The organism is Caballeronia arvi (genome assembly GCF_001544695.2).
Lineage (GTDB): Bacteria > Pseudomonadota > Gammaproteobacteria > Burkholderiales > Burkholderiaceae > Caballeronia > Caballeronia arvi.
Map to the genome: position 1 here is coordinate 93,131 of NZ_FCOM02000016.1, position 25,302 is coordinate 118,432.

The window sequence follows — 25,302 nt, forward strand, 5'->3', positions numbered from 1 at the left end:
CACGCGATGCGGTTAAAGTGAGCGGATCGAACGTTCGGAGAAGAGCGATGAGCTATCACGAGACGATCGGCGCGCGCCGCTACCGTTTCGACGATCTGAAGACGCTGCTCGCCCGCGCCAGTCCGCGCCGCTCCGGCGACGAGCTTGCGGGCATCGCGGCGGCCACGGAAGAAGAACGCGTCGCCGCGAAAATGGCGCTCGCGCAGACGCCGCTCGCCGCGTTCCTCGATGAACCGCTCATTCCCTACGAAGACGATGAAGTCACGCGCCTCATCGTCGATACGCATTCGCGCGACGCTTTCGCGCCGATCGCGCATCTGACGGTCGGCGAGTTCCGCGAATGGCTGCTCGCCGACAGCACCGATGCCGCCGCGCTCGAAAGCATCGCGACGGGCGTCACGCCGGAGATGGCCGCCGCCGTCTCCAAACTGATGCGCAATCAGGATCTGATCCTCGCCGCGAAGAAACGCCCGGTCGTCACGCGCTTTCGAACGACGATCGGCCTGCCCGGGCGGCTGTCGGTGCGGCTGCAGCCGAATCATCCGACCGACGACCCGAAAGGCATCGCCGCATCGATGCTCGACGGCCTCTTCTACGGCTGCGGCGACGCCGTCATCGGCGTGAATCCCGCCTCCGATTCGCCCGACGCCATCGGCCGCCTGCTCGCGATGATGGACGAGTTCCGCCAGCGCTACGACGTGCCCATGCAATCGTGCGTCCTCACGCACGTCACCAACACGCTCGCGGTGATCGAACGCGGCGCGCCGGTCGATCTCGTGTTTCAGTCGGTCGCGGGCACCGAGCGCGCGAACGCGAGTTTCGGCGTGTCCCTGAAGCTGCTGGAGGAAGCGCACGACGCGGCTTTGTCGCTGAAGCGCGGCACCGTCGGCGATAACGTCATGTACTTCGAGACGGGACAAGGCAGCGCGCTGTCGGCGAACGCGCATCACGGCGTCGATCAGCAAACGTGCGAGGCGCGCGCCTACGCGGTCGCGCGCCGTTTCAGCCCCTTGCTGACGAACACGGTGGTCGGCTTCATCGGCCCGGAATATCTCTACGACGGACGGCAGATCATCCGCGCGGGCCTCGAAGATCATTTCTGCGGCAAGCTGCTCGGCGTGCCGATGGGCTGCGACATCTGCTACACGAATCACGCCGAAGCCGATTCCGACGACATGGACACGCTGCTCACGCTGCTCGGCGTGGCGAACGTCAACTTCATCATGGGCGTGCCGGGCGCGGACGACGTGATGCTCAATTATCAGAGCACGTCGTTTCATGACGCGCTGTATATCCGCCGCGCGCTGAACCTGAAGCGCGCGCCGGAGTTCGAGGCGTGGCTGGAAAAGATGCGCCTGACCGATGCGCACGGCGCGCTGCTTTCGCGAACTACTGCGCAACCTCTTCTCGACTGGATCGACGCATGATGAACGATGCTGACCCGTGGACGATGCTCAGGCGCTTCACGAACGCGCGCATCGCGCTGGGCCGCGCGGGCAGCAGTCTGCCGACCGCGCCTCTGCTCGCGTTCGAGCTCGCGCATGCGCAGGCGCGCGATGCCGTGCATCAACCGCTCGATACGGCCGCGCTCGACGCATCGCTGCGCGCCCTTGGATTCGATACGCTCGCCGTGCAAAGCGCCGCGCCGGATCGCGATTGCTATCTGCGCCGGCCGGATCTGGGCCGTGTGCTGACCGACGAAAGCGCTCAGCGGCTTGCGGCGCATGCGTCCACGTCCACCTCCGCGCCCGAGCTCGTTTTCGTCGCCGCCGATGGCTTGTCGGCCTTCGCCGCGCAACGTCATGTCGTGCCGCTGCTCACGAGCGTCCGCACGCAGCTCGAAGGCTGGAACGTCGCGCCCGTCGTGATCGCGACGCAGGCGCGCGTCGCGCTGGGCGATCGCATCGGCGAGCTTTTACGGGCGACGATCGTCGTCGTGATGATCGGCGAGCGGCCGGGCCTCAGTTCGCCCGACAGCCTCGGCCTCTATGTGACCTACGCGCCGCGCACCGGCCGCCACGACGCGGAACGCAACTGCATCTCGAACGTCCGCCCAGAAGGGCTCGATTACGGCGCCGCCGCGTTCAAATTGCTGTGGATTCTGAACGAAGCGCGCAGGCTGAAGCTCACCGGCGTCGGCCTGAAAGATCTGAGCGGCGCGTTACCCGCATCAGACACAAAAACGCTCGAAGCCTAAATACGCAACTTGCGATACAAGGTCGTGCGCGATATGCCGAGCGCGCGCGCCGTCGCCGATACGTTGCCGCCGTGCGTCCTGAGCGCCGCCGCGACCGCGCTCGCTTCGATGTCGGAAAGACGTGCGCCGCCCGCGCTTGCCGGCACGTCTTCCGGCTGAGTGCACTCGCCCAGTTCGTCGACGAAATCGTGCGGCAAATGTTCGATACGAATATGCGTGTCGTGATCGTCGAGCATCGCGGATGCCGTGCGCAACACATTGCTCAACTGCCGGAAATTGCCGGGCCACGGATGACGCGCGAAGAGCGCGAGCACGTCATCGCCGATGCTCACGACGCGGCCCGCAAAGCGCTCCTGACGCAACAGCTTGTCGACGACCGCGCACAGGTCGGTGCGCGCGGCGAGCGGCGGCAGCGTCACCGAAAGACCGTTGATGCGGTAATAGAGGTCTTCGCGAAACTCGCCTTGCGCCACGCATTCGCGCAGTTTGCGGTTGCTCGCGCAAACGAGCGTGAAATCCACCGGCACCGCACGCGCCGCGCCGAGCGGCTCGACCACGCGTTCCTGAAGCACGCGCAAGAGGCGGCTTTGCATCGCGAGCGGCATGTCGCCGATTTCATCGAGAAAGAGCGTGCCGCCATTCGCCTGCACGATCTTGCCGATCGCGCCGCGCTTCGCCGCGCCAGTGAATGCGCCCGGCGTATAGCCGAAGAGTTCGGATTCGATCAGGGTTTCGGGCAACGACGCGCAATTCACCGCGACGAACGGCCCGGCGCGGCGCGGCGAATCGCCGTGAATGGCGCGCGCGAGCATTTCCTTGCCCGCGCCCGTCTCTCCGCCGATCAGAATCGGGATGTTCTTGCCGATGACCTTGCGCACGCGCGCGACGAGGTCGTTCATCTGCGCATCGCCGGTGCAGAGATCGGCGAGTTTCGACGTCATCGGCTCGCACACTGGCGCACGCGATATGACCGTCGATGAAACGCGTCCCTGAAAATCCACGTTCGCGAACACGACGACGCCGCTATGCAGCTCCATCCGGCAAGGCGCTTCGCCTGCGGAAGCGATCAGCGCATCGGCGCGCACGCCGAACAGGGCCTCGAGCGTCTGCGAGCGCAAAGCCCCGAGTTCGAGACCGAACTGGAACTGCGCACTGCGGTTCGCGCACAAGAGACGTCCATCGAGATCGAAGACGGCGATGCCTTCCATCAGCGTGCCGATGAACTCGGGCCGGCTATGAAAGCGGATGCGCAGACCGTCGCCGAACGCGCTCGCGATGAGCCGGTTTTCGATCATCTGCCCGGACATTTTCACGAGCGCCATCGTGTGCTGGTGATAGCCGCGACGGTCGCCGGTGACATCGAGCACGCCGGAAAGATTGCCGTGCGGATCGAGGATCGGCACGCTCGAACAGGTGAGGAACCGATTGGCGCGCAGATAGTGCTGGTCGCCGTGCACGGTGACGGCGTTGCATTCCGCGATGGTCGTGCCGATCGCATTGGTGCCCTGATGCGCCTCGCTCCACACCGCGCCCGCGCGCAAGGCGACTTTTTCGGCGCGGGCGAGGAAATCGTCGTCCCCGAGCGAATGCAGGATGAGGCCGCCCGCGTCGGTCAGCGCGATCATGCTGTGCGTGTTCGCGATCTGCGCGTACAGCGTTTCCATCACCGGCAGTGCGTGCGCGAACAGTGCGCGGCTTTCATCGAGCTTGACGGCGAGCGCCGCGCCCGACAGCACCGCGTAATCCGGACGCATCGTCTCGAAGAGGCCGAACGTGGCCGAGCGCTCGTGCGAGTGACGGATGACGTCGCGTTGCTCCGGCCGCAAGGCCGCGCCGATGGCATGCATTGCCTCCTCCTTTTCCCTTCACCGCGGCAGATTCGGCCGAAGCGCCGCCCGCCGTCGCGTGAATGTCTCCTCGCGGCAATGTAACACTGTCGCGGCGCGCGGGCGATTCGAGGAAGCGCGGAGTTCCCGCGCGCGACGCCGTTACGCCGCTATAGCACCAGCGAACCCGCCGAAATTGCGACGACGAGGAAGATGACGAACAGGATCAGGAAGATGAAGAAGCAGATCTTGGCGATCCCCGCCGCGCCGGACGACACGCGTGTAAACCCAAAAAACCCGGCGATGACGGAAATGACCGCGAAGAGAATGGCAAGCTTGAGCATGGCAGGTCCGGTTTTGTCGTGATGCTCTTCGCTCTGCAAGCGGCGTGCCTCGACGTCTTTGTTTAAGGCGCGCGGAAAATAGGACGGTTAGTTGCGATATGAACGGAAAATAAAAGCGGGCAGCGAACTGCCCGCTTCGTCGAAACTCAGCGCACGCGATTGTCCCGCGCGGCCACGGTCGCGGGCGCTGCCGCCACCGCTGGCGCCCGGCGCGTGCCGAGCCACCCCGCCACCCATTGATGCACACGCGGCACGGCGAGCAGCGCGCCGATCGCGATCGCATCGGCGGCGAGTCCCGCGGGCACATTGATGAGACCATCGGTCAGCGTGAACAGGATCGAATCGACGGTGAGCGAAATCACCGTGCCCGCGACGAACGACACCATGCCGTCGCGCCCGAGTGCGCCGATCGAAGGCAGCCGTTTGGCGATTTCCTTCACGATGCCATAGCGCGCGAGATTCGCCGCGATCCACGCAATCGCAAGGAAATTGACGACGCGCGGACCAGCGAGATCGCGTTTGAACGCGCTGTCCAGCACGGGCGGCAACACGAGCAGCTTGTAGTACGCCATGCCGGCGATCAGCGCCGCGGCTCCCGCGCTCACGATCCAGCCGAAGCGGTTCGCGCTCACACGCTGATAGACGGGCTGACAACGCGCGAGCACGCCGAGCACGTACATCAGTTGCCACGCGGCGGGATTGAAGTCCCAGAGGTTGTCGTCGACGGAAGGCATGTGCTCGCCGATCTGCGGCGCGAATGCCCACAGCGCGAGGCTCAGGCCCAGCAGCAGCCACGGCTTGCTGCGCGCGAGCGGCAGCATGAGTGGCACGGCGAGCGCATAGAGCGCGTACATCGGCAGGACGGCGGAGAGATACGGCTGGCGCTCGAACGTGAGAATCTGCGCGATCGAGGCAATCGGGTCGGACACGAGCGTATCGAGATCATGCAGCGCGAGATTCGGCGCATGACCGAAAAACGGCCGCAGCAGAAACGATGCGACGAGCATCAGCACGGCCGTGACGACGAACGCGCGATACAGTTCGAACGCGCGCTTCAGGAAGCGCACCCGCGCCGCGCTTTCCGAGCGGCGCGCAGCGAGCGAGACATAAGCCGTCGCCGTGGCGAAACCGCCGAGGAACACGAAGACTTCGGCGGCGTCGTTCAGGGCGAACGAATGCAGCGTGAAGCGGGACACCATGCTGCCGCCGATGTGATCGACGACGATGATCAGCAGAACCAGTCCCCGGAAGAAGTCCAGTTCGACGAGACGTTGCGATTTTTGCTGCATGCGGCTTGACGTGATGTCCTGCTGCGACAGGAAGGTTGGTTGGCGGCCGCAAAAGGGCGGCGACGAAGCATTGGAGTTTACCCGTAAATGACGCAGCGCATCATCAGAAGTCGCGCAAATAATCGTTTCAAATCCGGTATTTGTGGGTGGTTTGACGAATTTCGTTGACAGAATTACCGAATCTGCGCGTCACGCCTGCCGGACGCCAGCGTCTCGTCTCAAGTTTTCAGCTTCCTTTCATTTCCCGTGCCGATCAGGCTAATATCACGCCCTCACCGTCGACCCTCTTTCGAACCATCATGGATTACCTCGTCGCTCTCCTCGCCGATCCTGCCGCCTGGGCCGCCCTCGCGACGCTCGTCGTGATGGAAGTCGTGCTCGGCATCGACAACCTGATCTTCATTTCGATCCTGACCAACAAGCTGCCCGAGGCGCATCGCGAACGCACGCAGCGCATCGGCATCGGGCTCGCGCTGGTGATGCGCCTCGCGCTGCTCGGCACCGTCGCGCTGATCGTGCGGCTCACGACGCCGATCTTCGAAGCATTCGGCCACGGCTTTTCCTGGCGCGATCTGATCCTGATCGCGGGCGGCGTGTTCCTCGTCTGGAAGGCGACGAGCGAAATCCATCATCACGTCGCGCACGACGCCGACGCCCACGCCGGCGCCGGCGCCGGACCGTCGAAAAGCCTGACGCCGCTGTCCGCGATCGGCCAGATCCTTCTGCTCGACCTCGTGTTTTCCATCGACAGCATCGTGACGGCGGTCGGCATGACCGAGCACATTCCGATCATGTTTGTCGCGGTGATCGCCGCGGTGACGGTCATGCTGTTCGCCGCCGGGCCGCTGTCGCGTTTCATCGAACGCAATCCGACGATCGTCATGCTCGCGCTCGGCTTCCTGCTCGTGATCGGCATGACGCTGATCGCGGAAGGGTTCGGCTCGCACGTGCCGAAGGGCTATATCTATGCGGCGATGGCGTTCTCGGCGCTCGTGGAAGGTTTGAACATGCTGGCGCGGCGGGCGAAGGCGCGCGCGCCGGCGCATCGGCAGGAATAGCCGGTCAGAACGGCAATTCGCGCTGCGGATTGTCGACGGTCGATGCGGGCGCCACCGGCAACGGTTGCGCCCGCAGCCAGCGCTCGATGGCAGCGACGACATGCCGGCGCTCGGCATCGTCGAGCGCCTTGCCCGCTGCGATTCCGTGCCATTTGGCGAGACACGAGCGGCAGCAAGTCGCGGTCGCGTGTTGAGCGATGAACACCGGATGGCCCCGAAATGGCGTCTGTTTGCCGTCGTTCAACGGCGTCTGCGGGGCTAGCCGCTTGCCGATCAGCTCGCGCGCCTGCGCGACGACCGTGTCGATCCCCTTCTCCCGCAAATATTTCCCTTCGCGCACGCCGAGCGCGAAACGCCGCCGGAATGCCGATTTCGCGAGCGCATCGAACACGGTGTCGAGGTCGCGCATGGCGTGGTCATTCCTTCGCGTAGAGCGTCGAATCCGCGAAACCGTCGGCGTTTAGCACGCGGCCGACGAGAATCATCGCCGTGCGTTCCATGCCCGCCGCGCGCACTTTCGGCGCGATGTCCGCGAGCGTGCCTGCCACGCGCGTCTCGTCCGGCCAGCTCGCGCGGAACACGACCGCGACCGGGCAATCCGCGCCGTAGTGCGGCAGCAGATCCGCGACGATCCGCTCGATATGCCGCACGCCGAGATGAATCGCGAGCGTCGCGCGATGGCGCGCGAGATCTGCGAGGCTCTCGCCGTCCGGCATCGACGTCTTGGTCGCGTAGCGCGTGAAAATGACCGTCTGCGACACGCCCGGCAGCGTCAGCTCGCGCCTGAGCGCCGCCGCCGATGCCGCCGCCGCCGTCACGCCGGGCACGACTTCGCAGGGAATCGCGAGCGCATCGAGCCTGCGGATTTGCTCGCCGATCGCGCCGTACAGCGACGGATCGCCGGAATGCACGCGCGCCACGTCCTGCCCGTTCGCGTGCGCTTCCTGCAAAAGAGCAACGATCGCGTCGAGATCGAGCTCGGCCGTGTCGATACATTTTTCCGCGCGATGCCCGTCGAGTACGGCCTTCGGCACGAGCGAGCCGGCATAGAGAATCACCGGACATGTGCGGATGAGCCGCTGCCCTTTGACAGTGATGAGTTCCGGATCGCCCGGTCCCGCGCCGATGAAATAGACGGTCATTTTTCCGATGTGTGAAGCCAGTGTGATAACGCATCGAGCGTGGCGGCGGCATCGTCGAATGTGCGGTCGGCGTCGGGCAGCGCGGGACGCGTGAGCATCACGACGGGCAAGCCCCGCTCGCGCGCGACGGCCAGTTTCGCCTCCGTCGCGCGGCCGCCGCTGTTCTTGCTGATGACGACATCGACGCGCGCGCTATCGAACAAGGCGCGCTCGCCAGTGAGATCGAACGGGCCGCGCGCATCGACGATGCTCGCACGCTCGTTGCCCGGATGCGCGTCGAGACAGCGAATCGTCCAATGCTGCGACGCGGGAATTTCAGCGAGATGCGCGAGCGGCTCGCGTCCGAGCGTGAAAAGCGGCCGCCGATACGACTCGATCCGTTCGACGATGCCGCGCCAGTCCGATGCGTCGCGCCAGTCGTCGTCCGTTTGCGGCTGCCATGCCGGACGGCGCACCGCCCAGAGCGGCACGCGCGCGTCCGCACACGCGGCATGCGCGTGGCGGCTCATTTGCGCGGCATACGGATGCGTCGCGTCGACGACGAGCGCGATCTGCTCTTCATGCAGATAACGAACGAGCCCGTCGATGCCGCCGAAACCGCCCACGCGCACCGCACACGACAGATCGGACGGCACGCGCCCGAGGCCCGCGAGACTGTAGACATGCGCGGCGGGAAGGCCGCGCGCGATGGCGAGCGCGTCGCCGGTGCCGCCGAGCAGGAGCACGCGCTTCATGCCGCGCTCCCGACGATATGGCCCTGCCGGTCGATCGCGAACGTTTCGACTTCGATGCCGGGCGGCAGCACGTCGAGCGCGACATCGCGCGCGCGCCGGCACACGATATCGCCGAGCGCGATGCCTTCGTCACGCGCCATCTTGAGCGCTTCCTGGCTCGTGTTGGCCACGCGGATCGATGCCTGCAGCGCGTCGCTCGCGCCTGCATCGGCGGCCCAGACGGCGAGCAGCGTCAAGTCGATGCTGGAACTGCGGCTATGCAGATCCATATGGCCCGCCGCCAGCTTGGACAGCTTGCCGAAACCGCCGCACAGACTCAGCTTGTCGACGCTCGCGCGGCGCAAATGTTTGAGCACGGCGCCCACGAAATCGCCCATTTCGATCAGCGCGATGTCGGGCAGGCCATACCGCGCGCGCATCGCGTCTTCGCTCTGATTGCCGGTGCATGCCGCGATATGCCGATAACCGTTCGCCCGCGCGACATCGATCCCCTGATGAATCGACGCGATATACGCCGAGCACGAAAACGGCCTGACGATGCCGGTCGTGCCGAGTATCGACAAACCGCCGACGATGCCGAGCCGCGGGTTCATCGTCTTCAGCGCGAGCGCCGCGCCGTTTTCCACGCCGATGCTCACCTCGAAGCCGCCGCGATAACTGGCGCTCGCGGCGAGCGCTTCGAGATGTTCGGTCATCATCTTGCGCGGCACCGGATTGATCGCCGGTTCGCCGACGGCGAGCGCGAGCCCGGCGCGCGTCACGGTGCCGACGCCCTCGCCCGCATGAAAACGAACGCCGGTCCGATCGGACAACCGCACGCGCGCGAAGACGAGCGCGCCGTGCGTCACATCGGGATCGTCGCCCGCGTCCTTAATGACACCGGCTTCGGCTGAATCGCTTTCAATGGTCCGACAGAACACGAGCGTCATCGTCACGTGACGGCCTTTCGGCAAGACGATTTCCGCGCGTTCGCTCGTCTCGCCGAGCAAGAGCAGACGCGCGGCGGCGAGGCTCGTCGCGGTCGCGCAGCTTCCGGTCGTGTAGCCGCTTCGGAGCGGCGCGGCCTGTTCCGGTGTGTCTTCACGCATGACGCGTCACGGCTTGCTCGCGTGCAGTAGCGTGATCGGCAGCGCCGGCCGCCACGTATCGAAGCTGCCGAGCGGCTCCGCCTGCGCGATGCCGATGCGCGTCAGCTCGCCGCCGTGCCGGGCGCGCCATTCGACGAGCGCCGCTTCGCTTTGCAGCGTCACCGCATTGGCGACGAGCCGCCCGCCCTGACGCAGACGCGCCCAGCACGCGTCGAGCAGGCCAGGCACCGTCAAGCCACCGCCGATGAACACCGCATCGGGCGCGGGCAGGCCGTCGAGCGCAGCGGGCGCCTCGCCACGCACGAGCTGGAGCGCGGGCACGCCGAGCGCGTCGCGATTGTGCTCGATCAAGCGCTGCCGGCTTTCGTTCGCTTCGATCGCGATCGCGCGGCAGGCGCCATGCGCGCGCATCCATTCGACGCCGATCGAGCCGCAGCCCGCGCCCACGTCCCACAGCAGTTCACCCGGCTGCGGCGCGAGATGCGCGAGCGTCACGGCGCGCACGTCGCGTTTCGTGAGCTGGCCGTCGTGACGATAGGCGTCGTCGGGCAGGCCGGGCGTGAGCGGCGGCCCGGCGTGGCCCGCGTGCGTGCGGCATTCGATCGCGACGAGATTGAGCGCGGCGACGAGCGGCTCGCGCCAGTCGTCGGCGCGTTCGTCGATGCGGCGCTCGTTCGGCCCGCCGAGATGCTCGAACACCGTCATGCGGCTCGCGCCAAAGCCGTGCGCCGTCAGCAGCGCCGCGACCGCGGCGGGCGTCATGCCGTCGGCGGAAAGCACGAGCAGGCGCACGCCGCGATGCAGGCTCGCGAGCAGCGACGCGACCGGCCGCCCGACGAGCGACACGCACACCGCGTCCTGCAACGCCCAGCGCAAGCGCGCCGCCGCGAGCGACAACGACGACGGCGCCGGAATCACGCGCATTTCGCCATTGGCGACTTCGCGCGCGAGCGTCGCGCCGACGCCGAAGCACATCGGATCGCCGCTCGCGAGCACGCACACGCGCGTGTGGCCGTCGCCGCGCCCGGCGAGCACGGCATCGAGCGAAAAGGGTTTCGGCCACGGCACGCGATGCGCTGCGATGCGCGCAGGCAAGAGCGCGAGATGGCGCTCGCCGCCGTGAATCGACTGTGCTTCGACGAGCGCGCGGCGTGCCACGCGCGACAGGCCGTGCCAGCCATCTTCGCCGATCCCCACCACGGTCAGCCAGGTCGACATGCGCCGCCTCCTTTTTGCGGTTCGGAATACCCTTCACGTTGCGGCCCTGAAGCGGCCGGATGGTCGATAAAAGCGGGCATAATACAGGTCCGTCGGTGCCCGGGGTCGATAGATCCAGGGCCTAAGAGGGAACACAGAGAAACTGTGGCTGCCCCCGCAATTGTACGCAGCGAGTCCGCGCTCCACTGCCACTGGTTTTTACCGGGAAGGCCGGCGCGGATCCAGACCTGCCAGCCAAGAGACCTGCCGACTCAACGCATTCGCGCGACGCCGACCGGGCGGGGTGTACCGGTTCGCTCAATGTGCGCGAAGCCCTGACGGGTCACGCTTTTGACTTCATTCGACCACCCGACGCTTACGACCGCCGCGCGCGCATCCGCCTGTCCGGGCCTGATGCGCATCGTGCCCGCGCGCGACGGCGGCCTCGCACGGCTGCGTTTGCCTGGCGGCGTACTCGGCGCGCACGCGGCGCGGGCCGTCGCGCGCGCCGCGCGGGAATGCGGCTCGGGCGTCATCGAAGTGACGAATCGCGCGAATCTGCAACTGCGCGGCATTCGCGACGATGCTCACGTCTCGCTCGTGCATATTGCGCTCGACGCGGGACTCGGCCCGGCGACGCCAGCCGGCGACGATCTCCGCAACGTCATGCTCAGCCCGCTCGCCAGCGACGACACGCGTGCGCTCGCGGCGGACATCATCGCGTCGATGCAGGCCGATGCCGCGCTGCACGCGCTGTCGCCGAAATTCGCGTTGCAGCTCGACGGCGGCGAGCGCCTCGCGATGCCCGATCATCCGCACGATCTCTGGCTCTCATCGATCGACGATGGCGCGCGCTTCGCTTTCGGCCTTGCGGGAACGATGCGCCAGCGCGCATCGGGCGCGATTGCGCGCGAAGAACTGCTGCCGTTCGTGTCGGGCGTGCTGCGGCGCTTTCTCGCGCTTGCGTTGCCCGACGAGCATCGCATGCGCGATCTGCTCGCGCGTATCGGCATTGCGCGCTTTCTCGAATCTTTCGCTTTCGATGCCGACGTGAACACGTGGCAGCGCGAACCCACCGATGCGTCCCTGCGACTCGGCGCGCATGAAGAACCGCATCGCGCGACGTGGTATGCGGGCGCGCAAACGCGCCTCGGGCGTCTCGACGCGGACACCCTCGATTCCCTCGCCGATCTCGCCGACACGCATGCGGAAGGCCATTTGACGATGACACCGTGGCAAAGCGTGCTGATTCCGGGCATCGCGCTCGAAGACACGCAAGAAGTGCTGCGACGCCTGCGCGCCCTCGGACTCGCAACCGATCCGCGCGATCCGCTTGCGCGCCTCATCGCGTGCGCGGGTTCGGAAGGCTGCGCAAAAAGCCATGCCGACACCAAAGCCGATGCGCTTCGCCTCGCCCCGCTGCTGCCGTCGCACGATATGAATCAAGTGCACCTGAGCGGCTGCGAGCGTTCGTGTGCGGCGGCGCATCCCGTTCCGGTCACGCTGTATGCGGTCGCGCCGGGCCGATACGACTTACATCGCGACGAGCGAACCGTCGCGCGCAATCTCACACTCGAAGAGGCGGCCGAACGGGTCGCCCGGAGCCATGCCGATGTCTGACTACATCCGCGACGGCGCGGAGATCTATCGCCAGTCCTTTGCGACGATCCGCGCCGAAGCCGACCTCGCCGCCCTTCCCGCCGATCTGGAAAAGCTCGCCGTGCGCCTGATCCATGCGTGCGGCATGGTCGATATCGTGAGCGATCTGCGCTTCTCGCCGGGCGCGGGCATCGCGGGCCGGCAAGCGTTGGCAGCGGGCGCGCCGATTCTCTGCGACGCCCGCATGGTCGCCGAAGGCATCACGCGCGCGCGACTCCCTGCCGACAATCGCGTGATCTGCACGCTCGGCGATCCATCGGTGCCCGAGCGCGCGCGGGCGATGAACAATACGCGCTCGGCCGCTGCGCTCGAGCTCTGGCGACCGCATCTGGAAGGCGCAATCGTCGCGATCGGCAATGCGCCGACCGCGCTCTTTCATCTGCTCGACATGCTCGATGCCGGCGCGCCGAAGCCCGCGCTGATCCTCGGCTTTCCGGTTGGTTTCATCGGCGCGGCGGAATCGAAAGCGATGCTCGCCGCCGATAGCCGCGGCGTGCCCTTCGTAGCATTGCTCGGCCGACGCGGCGGCAGCGCGATGGCGGCGGCGGCAGTGAACGCACTTGCTTCGGAGGCCGAATGATGCGCGGACGTCTCTATGGCCTGGGCGTCGGTCCTGGCGATCCGGAGCTGATCACCGTGAAGGCGTTGCGGCTTCTGAAGGCCGCGCGCGTGGTCGCCTATTTCGTCGCGAAGGGCAAGAAGGGCAATGCGTTCGGCATCATCGAATCGCATCTCGACGATGCGCAGACGCGCCTGCCGCTCGTCTATCCGGTGACGACCGAAGCGCTGGAACCGCCGCTGTGCTACGAGACGATCATCAGCGCGTTCTACGATGAAGCCGCGCTCACGATCTCCGGCCATCTCGAAGCCGGCCGCGATGTCGCCGTGATCTGCGAAGGCGATCCGTTCTTCTATGGCTCGTACATGTATCTGCACGATCGACTCGCCGCGCGCTTCGATGCGCATGTCGTGCCCGGCGTGTGCTCGATGCTCGGCGGCGTCGCGGTGCTCGGCGTGCCGTTGGTGTATCGCAATCAGAGCTTGTCGGTGCTGTCGGGCGTGTTGCCGGAAGATGAACTGACGCAACGGCTCGAAGCGGCGGATGCGGCCGTCATCATGAAGCTCGGACGCAACTTCGAGAAAGTGCGGCGCGTGCTCGGCAAGCTGGGGCTCGACGATCGCGCGCTGTATGTCGAACGCGCGACGATGGCGAATCAGCGCATCGTGCCGCTCGATGAAGTCGATCCGATGGCGTCGCCGTACTTTTCATTGCTCGTCGTGCCGGGGAAGAAATGGCGGGCTTGAGTGCTTCGTTGGCCATCGTGGTATTGGGTTCCGGCGCGCTCGATACCGCGCGGCGCATTCAATCGCGGTTTCCCGAATCGCGCGTGCATGGTCTCGCTCATCGCGTGATCGCGGACGTCGCGTATGACGATTTCGGCGCGCACATGCGCGAGTTGTATCGCGCGGGCGTGCCGATCGTCGCGCTGTGTTCCGCGGGCATTGTGATTCGCGCGCTTGCGTCCGCTCTCGCCGACAAGGGTGCCGAACCACCCGTGCTCGCCATTGCGCAGGATGGCAGCGCGGTCGTGCCGCTGCTCGGCGGAACGAGCGGCGTGAATGCTTTGGCACGTGAGATCGGCACCGCGCTCGACGTCGCGCCTGCGATCACGACGAGCGGTGAATTGCGCTTCGGTCAGTGCCTGCTCGCGCCGCCCGAAGGTTATGCGCTTGCGGATATCGAGCAAGGCAAGCGCTTCGTGTCCGATCTGCTTGCGGGAGAAACGACGCGCATCGAAGGCGATGCGCCCTGGCTCGACGCAGCCGCCTTGCCCCTCGCCGACGATGCGCGTCTCGCCGTGCGCATCACGCCGCTCGCGGTCAACGATGAACACAGTCTCGTGATTCATCCGCGCTGCGTGCTTGCGTGGATCGAAAACGATATCGATGTCGCGGAACGTGTGCGAATCGCTTTGCGCGAACGCGGGTTATCGCCGCTTGCTCTTGCAGCGCTGATAGCGCCAATGCATCTGATGACGTCCCAATCGCTCGCAGATGCCGCGCGTGCTCTCGATGTGCCGCTGCGCTTTTCCGACGCTGCACCGACAGACATCAACGGCATTGCATTGCAGGTACACGATGCACCCGTCGATGCGCAATCGATCGGCCGTGCACGCGGCACGCTGACTGTGATCGGACTCGGCCCCGGCAGCGCGGAGCTGATGACGCCTGCCGCGCGTGCCGCGCTCATCGCCGCCGAAGACGTGCTCGGCTATGAAACCTATGTGCGAATGGCGGGCCCGTTCCGCGACGATCAACGCGTGCACATCACCGACAACCGCGAGGAATTGCAGCGCGCGCGTCACGCGTTCGAACTGGCGAGCGAAGGGCGGCGCGTGGTCGTGGTGTCGTCGGGCGATCCGGGCGTCTTCGCGATGGCCGCAGCCGTGCTCGAAGCGCTCGACGACGGATACGCAGCGCATCCCGAATGGCGCGCGGTGAAACTCGCGATCGTGCCGGGCGTATCGGCATCGCTCGCAACTGCCGCCCGCGCGGGTGCGCCGCTGGGTCATGATTTTTGCGTGCTGTCGTTGTCGGATAACCTGAAGCCGTGGAGCGTCATCGAGCAGCGCATCGCGCATGCCTGTGAAGCCGATCTGGCGATGGCGTTCTATAACCCGCTTTCGAAGGCGCGGCCATGGCAGTTCGATCGTGCGATCGAGATCGTGCGTCGGTATCGGAGTGCGGAGACGCCCGTTGTTCTGGGAAGGGATATCGGGCGTCCGGCCGAGGCGTTGCGCGTGGTGAAGCTGAGCGAACTGAAGTGCGATCTCGTCGATATGCGGACGATGGTGATCGTAGGATCGTCGACGACGCGCGTCGTGGGCGACTGGGTTTATACGCCGCGGTGGTATGAGTAGGCCAGTGCGTCTTCGGCGGTGACGTATTGCGCGTTCCAGTCGTTGGCGAGGACCTCGCCGCGTCCTGCCCGTATCGCGCCCTCTTCAAAATCCACCACAACGATCTCATCCGCCGATGAAGGCGCGTCGGGCTTTTCATTCGTGCGCCCATCGGTCAGCACCCACAAGCAGCGCTTCTGCGAAGGTCTGCGCCTCGCCGCGCGCGTCAGCACCGTTTGCGCACGCGCGAGTCCAAGCGCGAGCGGCGTTCCCCCGCCGCCTCCGATCGGCGCAACCCAACGCTCATTGAACCAGTGCGCCGCGCCCGGCTGACGACGCACCTCCGCACGCCCGCCGCCGAAACACACGAGCGCGATCTCCGCACGCTCGCGATACGCCCGATCGAACAGCGCGACGAGCATCCCCTTCGCGCGCGCAAGCCGTTCGCCAGCGAGCATCGAGCCGGAACAATCGAGCACGAAGCAATGCAGTCGAGCGCCCTCGCCCTGCGTGCGCCGATAGCGCAGATGCCGCGCATCGAGAGACGCGGCGCGCTTCGCCCCCAAGGTCGCCATCCAGTCGATGGATGCGCTGAGTTCGCCCTCGCGCGCGGCGAAACGGCCCTTCGCACGCGCTTCGTTCCATCGAAGGCGATGCCTTGCATCGAAGGCATCCGCGTCGCGCCTTCGATGGCTCAGGCTTTTTTTGCGGCGAGCGGCCTCACTTGCTTGACCTTCGCGGTTCCCGTCGGCTCGGGCGGCACATAGCCCCAATCCGCTTCGCCCTTGTCCGCATCGCGCGGCATCGGATCGTGCGCGCGTTGCGCTTGCGAAGGCGCTTGCGCTTCATGCCGCCGATGCTTCAGCACCGCATCGGCGACACGTTCGACATGCGTCACCGCGACATTCGATGCGCCTTCCAGCGCAGCCAAAGCCCGCGCCGCACGCAACATCACGATATCCGCACGCAGGCCATCGACATGCGCCTCGATGCAAAGCTCGCTCACGCGCGCATGAACGGCATCGTCGAAAGCGAATGCGGACAACGACGCGCGCGCCGCGTGAATGCGCTCGCCCAGCGACGCCAGTTCGCTCTCATGCTGCACGCGAAACGCATCGGGATCGGCGTCGAATGCGAGGCGCGCCTTCACGATGCGTTGCCGCACGTCCGCATCGAAACAATTGCTCATCTCAACGGCGAGGCCGAAGCGATCCAGCAATTGCGGACGCAACTCGCCTTCTTCCGGATTCATCGTGCCGATCAATACGAAGCGCGCATCATGCCGATGCGATATGCCGTCGCGCTCGATGATGTTCACGCCGCTCGCCGCCACATCGAGCAACTGATCGACGAGCGGATTCGGCAGCAGATTGACCTCATCGACATAGAGCACACCGAGATGCGCCCTCGCAAGCAGGCCCGGAGAAAACTGCACGCCACCATCGCGCAGGGCGCTTTGAATATCGAGCGTGCCGATCAACTGTTCCTCGCTCGCGCCGAGCGGCAAGGTCACGAGTTGTCCCTCGGGCAGCAACTCGGCGAGCGCGCGCGCCGCCGTCGACTTCGCCGTGCCGCGCGGACCGCTGACGAGCACGCCGCCGATGGAAGGATCGACTGCCGCGAGCAAAAGCGCCTGCTGCAAGGGCTGTTGCGCAACGAGCGCCGGGAAGGGAAACACCGGAGATGACATAGATTCGTTCAAGACTATCGGCCTTCGATTCGCTGTTCGACATCGAGCAGATGATGTTCGACCTGCTCGCGATAACCGGCGGGTTGCTGCCACAAGCCGCGCTCCATCGCTTCGAGCAGGCGCTCGCAGATCGATTGCAGCGCATGCGGATTGTGTTCGGCGATGAACTCGCGCGTGCCGGCATCGTTCACATAGGCATCGGTGACGAGCGCGTACTGATGATCCGATACGACGCGCGCGGTCGCATCGTAACCAAACAGATAATCGACAGTCGCCGCAAGCTCCGATGCACCTTTATAGCCGTGTCGCTTCACGCCATCGATCCACTTCGGATTCACGACGCGCGCCCGCACCACGCGCGCGATCTCCTCGTTCAAGGTGCGCACGCGCGGCGCGGCGGGATTGCTGTGATCCGCGTTATAAGTCTGCGGCTGCACGCCCGACAGATAGCGCACGGCAGCGACCATGCCGCCCTGAAACTGGTGATAGTCATTCGAATCGAGCAGATCGTGCTCGCGGTTGTCCTGATTCTGCAGCACCACATCGAGCGTCGATAGCCGCGTGCCGAAGCTCGCGCGTGCTTCCTCGCCATCGCCGGACTGCGAATACGCATAACCACCCGTGCTTTGATAGGCGGCGGACAGATCGGCATCGGTCTGCCATTGCTTCGCGTCGATGAGTTCCTGCAAGCCCGCGCCGTATGCGCCCGGCTTCGTGCTGAACACGCGCCAGCCTGCGCGGCGCCGCGCTTCCTTTGCATCGATGCCGCGTGCGATGAGTTCATCGCGTTCGCGAAGAATGCGCGCGCGGATCGGGTTGATGTCGGCGGGCTCGTCGTCGAGTTCGGCGATGGCTTGCACGGCGGCGTCGAAGAGATGCATGAGATTCGCAAACGCATCGCGAAAGAAGCCCGATACACGCAGCGTGACGTCGATGCGCGGCCGGTTGAAAATCGAAATCGGCAGGATCTCGAAGTCGGTCACGCGATGGCTGCCCGCCGCCCATTTCGGCCGCACGCCGATCAGCGCGAAAGCCTGTGCGATATCGTCGCCGCCGGTGCGCATCGTCGCCGTGCCCCACACGGACAAGCCGATTGCGCGCGGAAAGTCGCCGTGATCCTGCACATGACGTTCGACCAGCGCATGCGCCGATTTGACGCCGAGCGACCAGGCCGCTTGCGTCGGCAATGCGCGCGTATCGACGGAATAGAAGTTGCGTCCCGTGGGCAATACATCGGGCCTGCCGCGCGATGGCGAGCCGCTCGGTCCCGGCGGCACGAAACGTCCTTCGAGACCGCGTTTGAGCTGCATCAACTCTTGTGGTCCGCACGCATCGAGCCGCGCAAGCACATCGCCGCGCAGGCGTTCGAGCACGAGCGCTGCGTGCGGGCCGGGCGCGACTGCATCATCGTCGGACAGCAGTTGCATCGCGAGCGATTCGAGGCGCTCGCGCGTATCGCCGTGATGACGCCAGGGCGCATCGATGACATCGACGAGTGCTTGCGGACGCGGCCCGCTCCACGGCGCGGCCCAGTCGGCGTCGAGCGGATCGAAGCTATCGGGAAGTTGCAGATCGCGCGCGATTGCGGCAATGAGACTCGCGTTCGCGCCCTGCCCGTCGCCGATCGGAAAGCGGCCGAGCGCCAGCAGCGTGTCGCGTCGTTGCACACCTTGCGGCGAGATGCCGAAGACATGCAACCCGTCGCGTATCTGCGCTTCCTTCAGCTCGCAAAGATAGGCATCGGCGCGCGTGAGCAGCGTGTCTTCACCGGCGACATCGCGCGGCGCATCGAGCCCGAGCTCTTCATGCAGCCTGTTCTCTACGATGTTCTCGAGAATCGACTTGCGCAACAGCTTCGCGCGGCGCGCATCGACCATCAGCGCTTCGTAGTATTCGTCGACCTGACGCTCGAGATCCTGCAACGGCCCATAGTTCTCGGCGCGCGTGAGCGGCGGCATCAGATGATCGATGATCACCGCCTGCGCCCGGCGCTTCGCCTGACTGCCTTCGCCGGGATCGTTGACGATGAACGGATAGAGATGCGGCATCGGCCCGAGAATCGCATCGGGCCAGCACGACGACGACAGCGCGACGCTCTTGCCCGGCAGCCATTCCAGATTGCCGTGCTTGCCGACATGCACGAGCGCGTCCGCTTCGAAGCGCAGACGCAGCCAGAAATAGAACGCGAGATACGAATGCGGCGGAACGAGCTCTGCGTCGTGATAGCTCGCGTAATCGTTGCGCTCGCGCGAGCGCGAAGGCTGAATGCCGACGAAGACTTCACCGCAGCGATAACCCGCGATCATGAAGCGGCCGCGTCGCACCGTCGGGTCGTCTTCGGGCGCGCCCCAGGTCTTCTCCAATGCGATGCGCGCATCGGCGGGAAGCTTGCGATACGCATCGAGATAGTCATCGAGCGAAAGGCTCTGCAACGCGGGACGCAGATCGCGCACGACGGGATCGTTGGTCACGCCTTCGGTCAGCGCGGCGATGAGCGCATCGCCGTTCGCGGGTATGTCGCCGACGCGATAACCTTCGCCATCGAGCATCGACAGAATGCCGATGGCCGATGCGGGCGTGTCGAGACCCACGCCATTGCCGATGCGCCCTTCGCTCGCCGGATAGTTCGCGAGCACGAGCGCGATGCGCTTCTGCGCATTCGGCTTGCGACGCAGCGCACACCAGCGGCGGCTCAGTTCCGCGACGAAACGTACGCGCTCCGCATCGGCCTGATAGCGCACGACATCCACCTGCGTGTGCTTGCAGTAGTAAGCGAGTCCCTTGAAGCTCACCGCGCGCGTGATGATGCGGCCATCGACTTCGGGCAACGCGACATGCATGGCGACGTCGCGTGAATTCAGGCCGTGATTGTCCTTGAGCCAGTCGTCACGATTGCCGCCGCTCAGAATGACTTGCAGCACGGGCGCATCGCCCGCGACTTCGAATGCCTCGTCGTCGCCGATCACGCTCGCGGCAAAGGCTGTCGTGTTCAATACGAGCGACGCATGATGCTCCGCGCACAAACGCCCGACCACTTCGCGGCTCACGCTTTCCTTCAGCGATGAAATCGCGATCGGCAGCGGATTCATGCCTTCTTTTTCGAGCGCTTCGATGAGCGCATCGAATACCGCCGTGTTGCCCGATTGCAGATGCGCGCGATAAAACAGCATGCCGACGACGGGCGCGCCTTTCGTCCAGCGCGCCTGCCAGTCATCGATGACCGCGATATCGCGCTCGGGATGATAGATCGCGACAGCAGGCAGCGGACTCGGCGCTTGCGGCTCGCGTCCGAAGCCGAATGCGCGATGCGCGATGCTGCGCAGAAATTCCTCCGCATTGCGCGCGCCGCCTTCACGCAGATAGCGCGACAACTCGCGGCAGAACTGCGCGTCCGCGGTGCTCTTGACCGTCAGGTTCGGGTCTTCCGTGAGATCGCCCGAGAACATCGCGAGCAACTGCTTTTCCTGCTTCGCCAGCGCGACGAGCCGCTCGATGCCGTAAGGCCAGTACGATTCGCCGCCGAGATGATCGACGATCACGACCTTCGCATGACGCAATACATCGTCGATATAAAAATCGACGGACGCCGGTTGCCGCAGAAACGCTTGATTCGCGAGCCGCACTTCGGGAAAGCCCGCTTCGAGACGCGGAAATACGCTCGCCAGCAGCGCAAGCGTCGTGTCGGCGGAACTGAGCACGACGATCGGCGCGCGCGTCTGATCGATGCGCATGACGCCCTGTGCATCGTCGACGAAGCCTCCCGGTGTCGTGCGAAGCAGATGCATCGCTATGCCTGCACGGGCGCGTTCGCGAGCGCGGCGTCGAAAGCGCGTTGCAGCGTATCGCGTTCGAGATCTTCGCCGATCAGCACGAAGCGGCTTTGCGTCGTCGCTTCGTTTGCTTCCCAACGCCTGTCGAAGTAGCTATCGAAACGCCGTCCGACGCCTTGCACGACGAGCCGCATCGCAGAACCGGGCAACGCAGCGAAACCCTTCACGCGATAGATCGTGTGATGCTCGACGAGCGCATGCAGCGCCGCGATAGCCTGCTCGCGCGATTCGACGCTGCCCTGCACGACAACCGAATCGAACTCGTCATGGTGATGATCGGCGTGGCCTTCTTCATCGGGCGAGCCGTGATGATCGTGCCGCAAGTGAATCGTTTCTTCCGATGCCGATTCGAGGCCGAGCAGCGCATGCACATCGAGCTTGCCCATTTGCGCGGGCACGATCTTCACTTCGGCCGGAATCTCGGGGCGCACGAGCGCAACGACCTTTTGCAGCGCATCGGCGTCCATGAGATCGGTCTTGTTGACGATGACGAGATCCGCCGACGAAAGCTGATCCTCGAACAACTCATGCAGCGGCGATTCGTGATCGAGATTCGGATCGGCCTTGCGCTGCGCGTCCACCGCGACGGGGTTCGCCGCGAACTGGCCGCTCGCGGCAGCGGGGCCATCGACGACGGTCACGACCGCATCGACGGTAAAGGCGTTCTTGATCGAGGGCCAGTTGAACGCCTGCACGAGCGGCTTGGGCAGCGCGAGGCCCGACGTTTCGATCAACACGTGATCGATGCTCTCGCGCCGCTCGACGAGCTGCTCCATCACCGGATAGAACTCTTCCTGCACGGTGCAGCACAGGCAGCCATTCGCGAGTTCATAGAGATTGCGGTCTTTGGAACCGGCTTCGTCGTCGCAGCCGATGCCGCAACCCTTCAGGATTTCCCCGTCGATGCCGAGCTCGCCGAACTCGTTGACGATCACCGCGACACGCAAGCCTTGCGCGTTGGACAGGATATGCCGCATCAATGTGGTCTTGCCGCTGCCGAGAAAGCCGGTCACGACCGTGACGGGGATCTTGCGGGTTTGCATCGTAGCTCCGTGGCGGGTATGGCGTGCTTCGCGTCGCGCGCCGCGATCGATGGATCGGCTTCGCACGTCGACGAAAAAGTGATGCACGCTTCGATGGATCATGGACCGCGCCGCATCCCGCAGCATCGATCCGTTCTGAGAGTCTGGCCGGTATCCGGGCTGACGAAAAAGCCGCTTCGCCTTCCCGCGCCATTCATGCGCAGTGGCTTCGAAGCCGGCTTCCCGCACCTGCGATGAAAACATCGTACGTGCGGGGAATCGCTTACCGTTGCGGGAGCAGCGCAGGTTGGCGTCCGTTCGATTAGCCGTTTGGAACGCGCCCTGCTTCCCGTTTAACTGCGCGCGAGAGAATCCGCGCGCGAGCACCAAAACTGCGTGAGAGTCTAGGCCCGGCGGGGCCGAGCGTCAAGAAAAGGCAGGCGGGCGTTGTATCATCTTCAGCCTCTCCCGAAAAGCTTTGCATGGCCATGAAAGACGTCGCTCGCATGAATGCAAAGCTCGCGGTAGGCATCGGCTGCAAACGCGGCAGCAGCGCGGATTCGATCGAGCATGCGGTGCGAATCGCGCTCGGCAAGTATGCGTTGGGCGATATCGCCGTCGTCGCGAGCATCGATGCGAAACGGGAAGAAGCGGGATTGCTCGCGTTCTGCGAGCGTCATCGCTTGCCGGTGCGTTTCTTCAGCGCCGATGAAATCGCGCGAGCGCCGCGCACCGCGATGTCGCATCATGCGCAGAAGCATCTGCACGTCGATGGCGTATGCGAGCCGTGCGCGCTGCTGGCGGGCAATGCGCACGCGCTCATCGTGCAAAAGACGATCGATTGTGGCGTAAGCGTCGCGATTGCAATGGCGCGCGATTTCTCTGCGGACGGAACATGAACAATGGCTTGCTCATCGATTGCGGGCTTTCCCTGTCGACAGACTTCCTGACGACGCGCGCCTTGAACATGTCTTTGCACAGGCAAACGAGTATGACGAGCGCCAGCAGTTCCATATAGATGTAGATCGCGTCCATTTCTCTGCTCCTCGAATCGGTTATCGCCTGTTTTCATGATGCACACGGTTTGTTAGCGCGGAGTTAGCACACGAAGTTATCTGGGGTACGATACGGCCCGTCCGTCCACACTGGAGATCATGTGAAAACCGATACCGAATCGCATCTGCGCATGACCCAGCGCCGTAAAGAAGGTCATGAGAAAAAGCAGGCCGCGGCCGATCACGAGAAAGGCTTGCTGATCGTGAATACCGGCAACGGCAAGGGCAAGACCACGGCCGCTTTCGGCATGGCCGTGCGCGTGCTCGGTCACGGCATGAAGCTCGGCGTCGTGCAATTCATCAAGGGCGCGCTGCATACGTCGGAGCGCGATTTCCTCGGCGCAATCGCGCATTGCGATTTCGTCACGATGGGCGATGGCTACACCTGGAACACGCAGAACCGCGAAGCCGACATGGCCACCGCGCGCAAGGGCTGGAACGAAGCGCGGCGCATGATCGAAAGCGGCGAGTATCAAATGGTCGTGCTCGACGAGCTGAACACCGTGCTCAAGTACGACTATCTGCCGCTCGACGAAGTGCTCGACGTATTCAAGGCGCGGCCCGCGACGCTGCATGTGGTCGTGACCGGGCGGCATGCGCCCGACGCGCTCATCGAGCTCGCAGATCTCGTCACCGAAATGCGCCTCGTCAAGCATCCGTATCGCGAGCAGGGCGTGAAAGCGCAACGCGGCGTCGAGTTCTGAACGCGATGCCCGACTGCCCTGCTCTTTTCATCGGCGCGAGCGCGTCGCATCAAGGCAAGACCACGGTCACGGCCGCCATCGCGCGTCATCACACGCGCCGTGGCCTGAAAGTGCGCGTCTTCAAGACCGGCCCGGATTTTCTCGATCCGATGATCCTCGAACGCGCATGCGGCGCGCCTGTCTATTCGCTGCATCTGTCGATGGTTGGCCTCGACGCATGCCGCGCCCTGCTCTCACAGGCCGCGCGCGAGGCCGATCTGATTCTCATCGAAGGCGTGATGGGTCTCTTCGACGGCACGCCGAGCAGCGCCGATCTCGCCGCCGCATTCAACGTGCCGGTGCTCGCTGTGATCGGCGCGCACGGCATGGCGCAGACCTTCGGCGCCATCGCGTTCGGGCTCGCTCGCTATCGCGCGGACGTGCCGTTTCATGGCGTGCTCGCGAATCGCGTCGCATCGGCGCGTCATGCGCAGATGTTGTCGGAGACCATTCCCGAAGGCCTGCACTATTGCGGCTATCTTTCGAATGCCGACGATATCGCGCTGCCCGAGCGTCATCTCGGCCTCACGCAGCCTGAAGAGATCGCGGGCCTCGATGCGCGTCTCGACCGCGCCGCCGATGCCATCGCCCAAACGACGCTCGCGACGCTTGCGCCGCCCGTTCATTTCGACGATGCGACGCTTCCCGCGCCGCCGCGTCTTCTGGACGGCATGCATATCGCGATCGCGCGCGATCCCGCGTTCTCGTTCATTTATCCGGCGAATGTCGATCTGCTCGTCGCGATGGGCGCACGCGTCAGCACGTTCTCGCCGCTCGCCGACGAGCCCGCGCCCCGCGATGCCGACGCGCTCTATCTTCCCGGCGGCTATCCCGAACTGCATGCGGCAGCGCTCGCCGCGAATGCGCGCACGCGTGCGTCGATCGGCGAGCACGTCGCGCGTGAGAAGCCGGTCGTCGCGGAATGCGGCGGCATGCTCTATCTGCTCGATACGCTGACCGATATCGAAGGGACACGGCATACGATGCTCGGCGTTCTCCCCGGCGATGCCGCGATGCAGCGCAAGCTCTCGCGCCTCGCGATGCAGCGTATCGGCACGACGCACGGCGCGATGATGGGCCACACGTTCCACTACTCCACACTCGACACGCCGATGCAGCGCGTTCTCGAAGCATCCCACGCGACGACGGGCGCGGCGGGCGAAGCGCTCTATCGGCATGGCCCGGTGACGGCCACGTACATGCACGCCTACTGGCCGTCGAATCCGGCCGCAGCCGCCGCGCTCTTTCGCGGCGAAACACTATGACGACCACGCAAGATATCCGCACGCCGCTCGATCTCGCCTATACGATCGAGCGCGCAAAGACGCAGGAACCCATCGGCTCGCCATGCACCGACGTCTGCAAGCTCGATGTCGAAACCGGTCTGTGCCTCGGCTGCTTCAGGAGCCGCGAAGAGATCAAGACCTTCAGATCGATGGACGATGCCGCGAAGCTGAGTCTGTTCGACGCATTGCTCGCGCGCCGCGCCGCGAAAGCGAAATAAAACGCCCGCGCTTCGGGCGAAGCG

Annotated in this window: 23 protein-coding genes and 2 riboswitches; of the genes, 11 read left to right on the forward strand and 12 right to left on the reverse strand. The window is 65.1% G+C overall.

The window, feature by feature from the left end:
- Positions 1-47 precede the first annotated feature (47 nt).
- Positions 48-1,427, forward strand: a complete 1,380-nt coding sequence (locus AWB74_RS19580) for an ethanolamine ammonia-lyase subunit EutB (protein ID WP_061148393.1) — start codon at positions 48-50, stop codon at positions 1,425-1,427.
- Entirely contained in the window at positions 1,427-2,197 is a 771-nt protein-coding gene (gene eutC, locus AWB74_RS19585; RefSeq protein WP_061148442.1) for an ethanolamine ammonia-lyase subunit EutC, read from the forward strand. The genes AWB74_RS19580 and eutC overlap by 1 nt, the downstream gene beginning before the upstream one ends.
- Here eutC and AWB74_RS19590 read toward each other — a convergent pair.
- From AWB74_RS19590 to AWB74_RS19600, 3 genes are all read right to left on the reverse strand, one after another.
- Complete coding sequence (locus tag AWB74_RS19590; protein ID WP_061148394.1) at positions 2,194-4,044, reverse strand: sigma-54-dependent Fis family transcriptional regulator; 1,851 nt, start codon at positions 4,042-4,044, stop codon at positions 2,194-2,196. The two genes, eutC and AWB74_RS19590, sit on opposite strands and share 4 nt — an antisense overlap.
- Before the next feature lie 149 nt (positions 4,045-4,193).
- The gene (locus tag AWB74_RS19595; RefSeq protein ID WP_087039102.1) at positions 4,194-4,367 is read right to left on the reverse strand and encodes a DUF1328 domain-containing protein; all 174 of its coding nucleotides are present in this window, start codon (positions 4,365-4,367) and stop codon (positions 4,194-4,196) included.
- A gap of 146 nt (positions 4,368-4,513) precedes the next feature.
- Complete coding sequence (locus AWB74_RS19600) at positions 4,514-5,656, reverse strand: OpgC domain-containing protein (RefSeq protein WP_061148395.1); 1,143 nt, start codon at positions 5,654-5,656, stop codon at positions 4,514-4,516.
- A gap of 299 nt (positions 5,657-5,955) precedes the next feature.
- On the opposite strand from AWB74_RS19600, the gene AWB74_RS19605 reads away from it, so the two are divergent.
- A complete protein-coding gene (locus AWB74_RS19605) occupies positions 5,956-6,714 on the forward strand; it encodes a TerC family protein (protein WP_061148396.1) in 759 nt (252 codons plus the stop codon).
- A 4-nt stretch (positions 6,715-6,718) separates the two neighbouring features.
- Here AWB74_RS19605 and AWB74_RS19610 read toward each other — a convergent pair whose 3' ends face one another.
- From AWB74_RS19610 to AWB74_RS19630, 5 genes are read right to left on the reverse strand one after another with little or no spacing between them, the layout of a single operon-like run.
- On the reverse strand, positions 6,719-7,123 hold the full coding sequence (locus AWB74_RS19610) for a DUF4186 domain-containing protein (protein WP_061148397.1): 405 nt from the start codon (positions 7,121-7,123) through the stop codon (positions 6,719-6,721).
- A 7-nt stretch (positions 7,124-7,130) separates the two neighbouring features.
- Positions 7,131-7,856: a precorrin-4 C(11)-methyltransferase gene (gene cobM / locus AWB74_RS19615; protein WP_061148398.1), complete on the reverse strand. Its 726-nt coding sequence runs from the start codon at positions 7,854-7,856 to the stop codon at positions 7,131-7,133.
- Positions 7,853-8,590, reverse strand: a complete 738-nt coding sequence (locus AWB74_RS19620; protein ID WP_061148399.1) for a cobalt-precorrin-6A reductase — start codon at positions 8,588-8,590, stop codon at positions 7,853-7,855. Before AWB74_RS19620 ends, cobM begins: the two co-directional genes overlap by 4 nt.
- Positions 8,587-9,678, reverse strand: a complete 1,092-nt coding sequence (locus AWB74_RS19625) for a cobalt-precorrin-5B (C(1))-methyltransferase (protein ID WP_061148400.1) — start codon at positions 9,676-9,678, stop codon at positions 8,587-8,589. The genes AWB74_RS19620 and AWB74_RS19625 overlap by 4 nt, the downstream gene beginning before the upstream one ends.
- 6 nt (positions 9,679-9,684) lie before the next feature.
- Positions 9,685-10,896 (reverse strand): bifunctional cobalt-precorrin-7 (C(5))-methyltransferase/cobalt-precorrin-6B (C(15))-methyltransferase, encoded by a 1,212-nt coding sequence (locus AWB74_RS19630; protein ID WP_061148401.1) that lies wholly within the window; start codon positions 10,894-10,896, stop codon positions 9,685-9,687.
- Between the two features lie 76 nt (positions 10,897-10,972).
- Positions 10,973-11,161, forward strand: a riboswitch (cobalamin riboswitch).
- A 65-nt stretch (positions 11,162-11,226) separates the two neighbouring features.
- On the opposite strand from AWB74_RS19630, the gene cobG reads away from it, so the two are divergent.
- From cobG to cobJ, 4 genes are read left to right on the forward strand one after another with little or no spacing between them, the layout of a single operon-like run.
- Positions 11,227-12,495, forward strand: coding sequence for a precorrin-3B synthase (gene cobG / locus AWB74_RS19635; RefSeq protein ID WP_087039103.1), 1,269 nt, complete (start codon positions 11,227-11,229; stop codon positions 12,493-12,495).
- Positions 12,488-13,114 (forward strand): precorrin-8X methylmutase, encoded by a 627-nt coding sequence (locus AWB74_RS19640; protein ID WP_061148443.1) that lies wholly within the window; start codon positions 12,488-12,490, stop codon positions 13,112-13,114. Before cobG ends, AWB74_RS19640 begins: the two co-directional genes overlap by 8 nt.
- The gene (locus AWB74_RS19645; protein WP_061148403.1) at positions 13,111-13,839 is read left to right on the forward strand and encodes a precorrin-2 C(20)-methyltransferase; all 729 of its coding nucleotides are present in this window, start codon (positions 13,111-13,113) and stop codon (positions 13,837-13,839) included. Before AWB74_RS19640 ends, AWB74_RS19645 begins: the two co-directional genes overlap by 4 nt.
- A complete protein-coding gene (gene cobJ, locus AWB74_RS19650) occupies positions 13,827-15,455 on the forward strand; it encodes a precorrin-3B C(17)-methyltransferase (RefSeq protein WP_061148404.1) in 1,629 nt (542 codons plus the stop codon). The genes AWB74_RS19645 and cobJ overlap by 13 nt, the downstream gene beginning before the upstream one ends.
- Here cobJ and AWB74_RS19655 read toward each other — a convergent pair.
- From AWB74_RS19655 to cobW, 4 genes are all read right to left on the reverse strand, one after another.
- Complete coding sequence (locus AWB74_RS19655) at positions 15,431-16,009, reverse strand: vWA domain-containing protein (RefSeq protein ID WP_061148405.1); 579 nt, start codon at positions 16,007-16,009, stop codon at positions 15,431-15,433. The two genes, cobJ and AWB74_RS19655, sit on opposite strands and share 25 nt — an antisense overlap.
- A gap of 119 nt (positions 16,010-16,128) precedes the next feature.
- Positions 16,129-17,124: an ATP-binding protein gene (locus AWB74_RS19660; protein ID WP_061148406.1), complete on the reverse strand. Its 996-nt coding sequence runs from the start codon at positions 17,122-17,124 to the stop codon at positions 16,129-16,131.
- A 14-nt stretch (positions 17,125-17,138) separates the two neighbouring features.
- A complete protein-coding gene (gene cobN, locus AWB74_RS19665; RefSeq protein ID WP_061148407.1) occupies positions 17,139-20,909 on the reverse strand; it encodes a cobaltochelatase subunit CobN in 3,771 nt (1,256 codons plus the stop codon).
- Between the two features lie 2 nt (positions 20,910-20,911).
- Positions 20,912-21,997, reverse strand: a complete 1,086-nt coding sequence (gene cobW, locus AWB74_RS19670; protein ID WP_061148444.1) for a cobalamin biosynthesis protein CobW — start codon at positions 21,995-21,997, stop codon at positions 20,912-20,914.
- A gap of 128 nt (positions 21,998-22,125) precedes the next feature.
- A riboswitch (cobalamin riboswitch) is annotated at positions 22,126-22,383 on the reverse strand.
- A 75-nt stretch (positions 22,384-22,458) separates the two neighbouring features.
- Here cobW and AWB74_RS19675 point away from each other — a divergent pair.
- The 4 genes from AWB74_RS19675 (at position 22,459) to AWB74_RS19695 (ending at position 25,278) form a co-directional block, all read left to right on the forward strand.
- Complete coding sequence (locus AWB74_RS19675; protein ID WP_327362116.1) at positions 22,459-22,875, forward strand: cobalamin biosynthesis protein; 417 nt, start codon at positions 22,459-22,461, stop codon at positions 22,873-22,875.
- 257 nt (positions 22,876-23,132) lie between these two features.
- A complete protein-coding gene (gene cobO / locus AWB74_RS19685; protein WP_061123243.1) occupies positions 23,133-23,735 on the forward strand; it encodes a cob(I)yrinic acid a,c-diamide adenosyltransferase in 603 nt (200 codons plus the stop codon).
- Between the two features lie 5 nt (positions 23,736-23,740).
- On the forward strand, positions 23,741-25,039 hold the full coding sequence (locus AWB74_RS19690) for a cobyrinate a,c-diamide synthase (protein WP_061148408.1): 1,299 nt from the start codon (positions 23,741-23,743) through the stop codon (positions 25,037-25,039).
- Positions 25,036-25,278, forward strand: coding sequence for a DUF1289 domain-containing protein (locus AWB74_RS19695; RefSeq protein WP_061148409.1), 243 nt, complete (start codon positions 25,036-25,038; stop codon positions 25,276-25,278). The genes AWB74_RS19690 and AWB74_RS19695 overlap by 4 nt, the downstream gene beginning before the upstream one ends.
- Positions 25,279-25,302: the final 24 nt, after the last annotated feature.

What these genes read in the sequence shown, in the direction of transcription:
- AWB74_RS19625 (WP_061148400.1), bottom strand. Translation starts at nt 9,678, where the DNA reads ATGCGTGAAGACACACCGGAACAGGCCGCGCCGCTCCGAAGCGGCTAC.
- AWB74_RS19595 (WP_087039102.1), bottom strand. Translation starts at nt 4,367, where the DNA reads ATGCTCAAGCTTGCCATTCTCTTCGCGGTCATTTCCGTCATCGCCGGG.
- cobN (WP_061148407.1), bottom strand. Translation starts at nt 20,909, where the DNA reads ATGCATCTGCTTCGCACGACACCGGGAGGCTTCGTCGACGATGCACAG.
- AWB74_RS19640 (WP_061148443.1), top strand. Translation starts at nt 12,488, where the DNA reads ATGTCTGACTACATCCGCGACGGCGCGGAGATCTATCGCCAGTCCTTT.
- cobM (WP_061148398.1), bottom strand. Translation starts at nt 7,856, where the DNA reads ATGACCGTCTATTTCATCGGCGCGGGACCGGGCGATCCGGAACTCATC.
- AWB74_RS19580 (WP_061148393.1), top strand. Translation starts at nt 48, where the DNA reads ATGAGCTATCACGAGACGATCGGCGCGCGCCGCTACCGTTTCGACGAT.
- AWB74_RS19675 (WP_327362116.1), top strand. Translation starts at nt 22,459, where the DNA reads ATGGCCATGAAAGACGTCGCTCGCATGAATGCAAAGCTCGCGGTAGGC.
- cobJ (WP_061148404.1), top strand. Translation starts at nt 13,827, where the DNA reads ATGGCGGGCTTGAGTGCTTCGTTGGCCATCGTGGTATTGGGTTCCGGC.
- cobW (WP_061148444.1), bottom strand. Translation starts at nt 21,997, where the DNA reads ATGCAAACCCGCAAGATCCCCGTCACGGTCGTGACCGGCTTTCTCGGC.
- AWB74_RS19695 (WP_061148409.1), top strand. Translation starts at nt 25,036, where the DNA reads ATGACGACCACGCAAGATATCCGCACGCCGCTCGATCTCGCCTATACG.
- AWB74_RS19630 (WP_061148401.1), bottom strand. Translation starts at nt 10,896, where the DNA reads ATGTCGACCTGGCTGACCGTGGTGGGGATCGGCGAAGATGGCTGGCAC.
- AWB74_RS19590 (WP_061148394.1), bottom strand. Translation starts at nt 4,044, where the DNA reads ATGCATGCCATCGGCGCGGCCTTGCGGCCGGAGCAACGCGACGTCATC.
- AWB74_RS19690 (WP_061148408.1), top strand. Translation starts at nt 23,741, where the DNA reads ATGCCCGACTGCCCTGCTCTTTTCATCGGCGCGAGCGCGTCGCATCAA.
- eutC (WP_061148442.1), top strand. Translation starts at nt 1,427, where the DNA reads ATGAACGATGCTGACCCGTGGACGATGCTCAGGCGCTTCACGAACGCG.
- AWB74_RS19645 (WP_061148403.1), top strand. Translation starts at nt 13,111, where the DNA reads ATGATGCGCGGACGTCTCTATGGCCTGGGCGTCGGTCCTGGCGATCCG.
- AWB74_RS19620 (WP_061148399.1), bottom strand. Translation starts at nt 8,590, where the DNA reads ATGAAGCGCGTGCTCCTGCTCGGCGGCACCGGCGACGCGCTCGCCATC.
- AWB74_RS19655 (WP_061148405.1), bottom strand. Translation starts at nt 16,009, where the DNA reads ATGGCGACCTTGGGGGCGAAGCGCGCCGCGTCTCTCGATGCGCGGCAT.
- AWB74_RS19605 (WP_061148396.1), top strand. Translation starts at nt 5,956, where the DNA reads ATGGATTACCTCGTCGCTCTCCTCGCCGATCCTGCCGCCTGGGCCGCC.
- AWB74_RS19610 (WP_061148397.1), bottom strand. Translation starts at nt 7,123, where the DNA reads ATGCGCGACCTCGACACCGTGTTCGATGCGCTCGCGAAATCGGCATTC.
- AWB74_RS19660 (WP_061148406.1), bottom strand. Translation starts at nt 17,124, where the DNA reads ATGTCATCTCCGGTGTTTCCCTTCCCGGCGCTCGTTGCGCAACAGCCC.
- AWB74_RS19600 (WP_061148395.1), bottom strand. Translation starts at nt 5,656, where the DNA reads ATGCAGCAAAAATCGCAACGTCTCGTCGAACTGGACTTCTTCCGGGGA.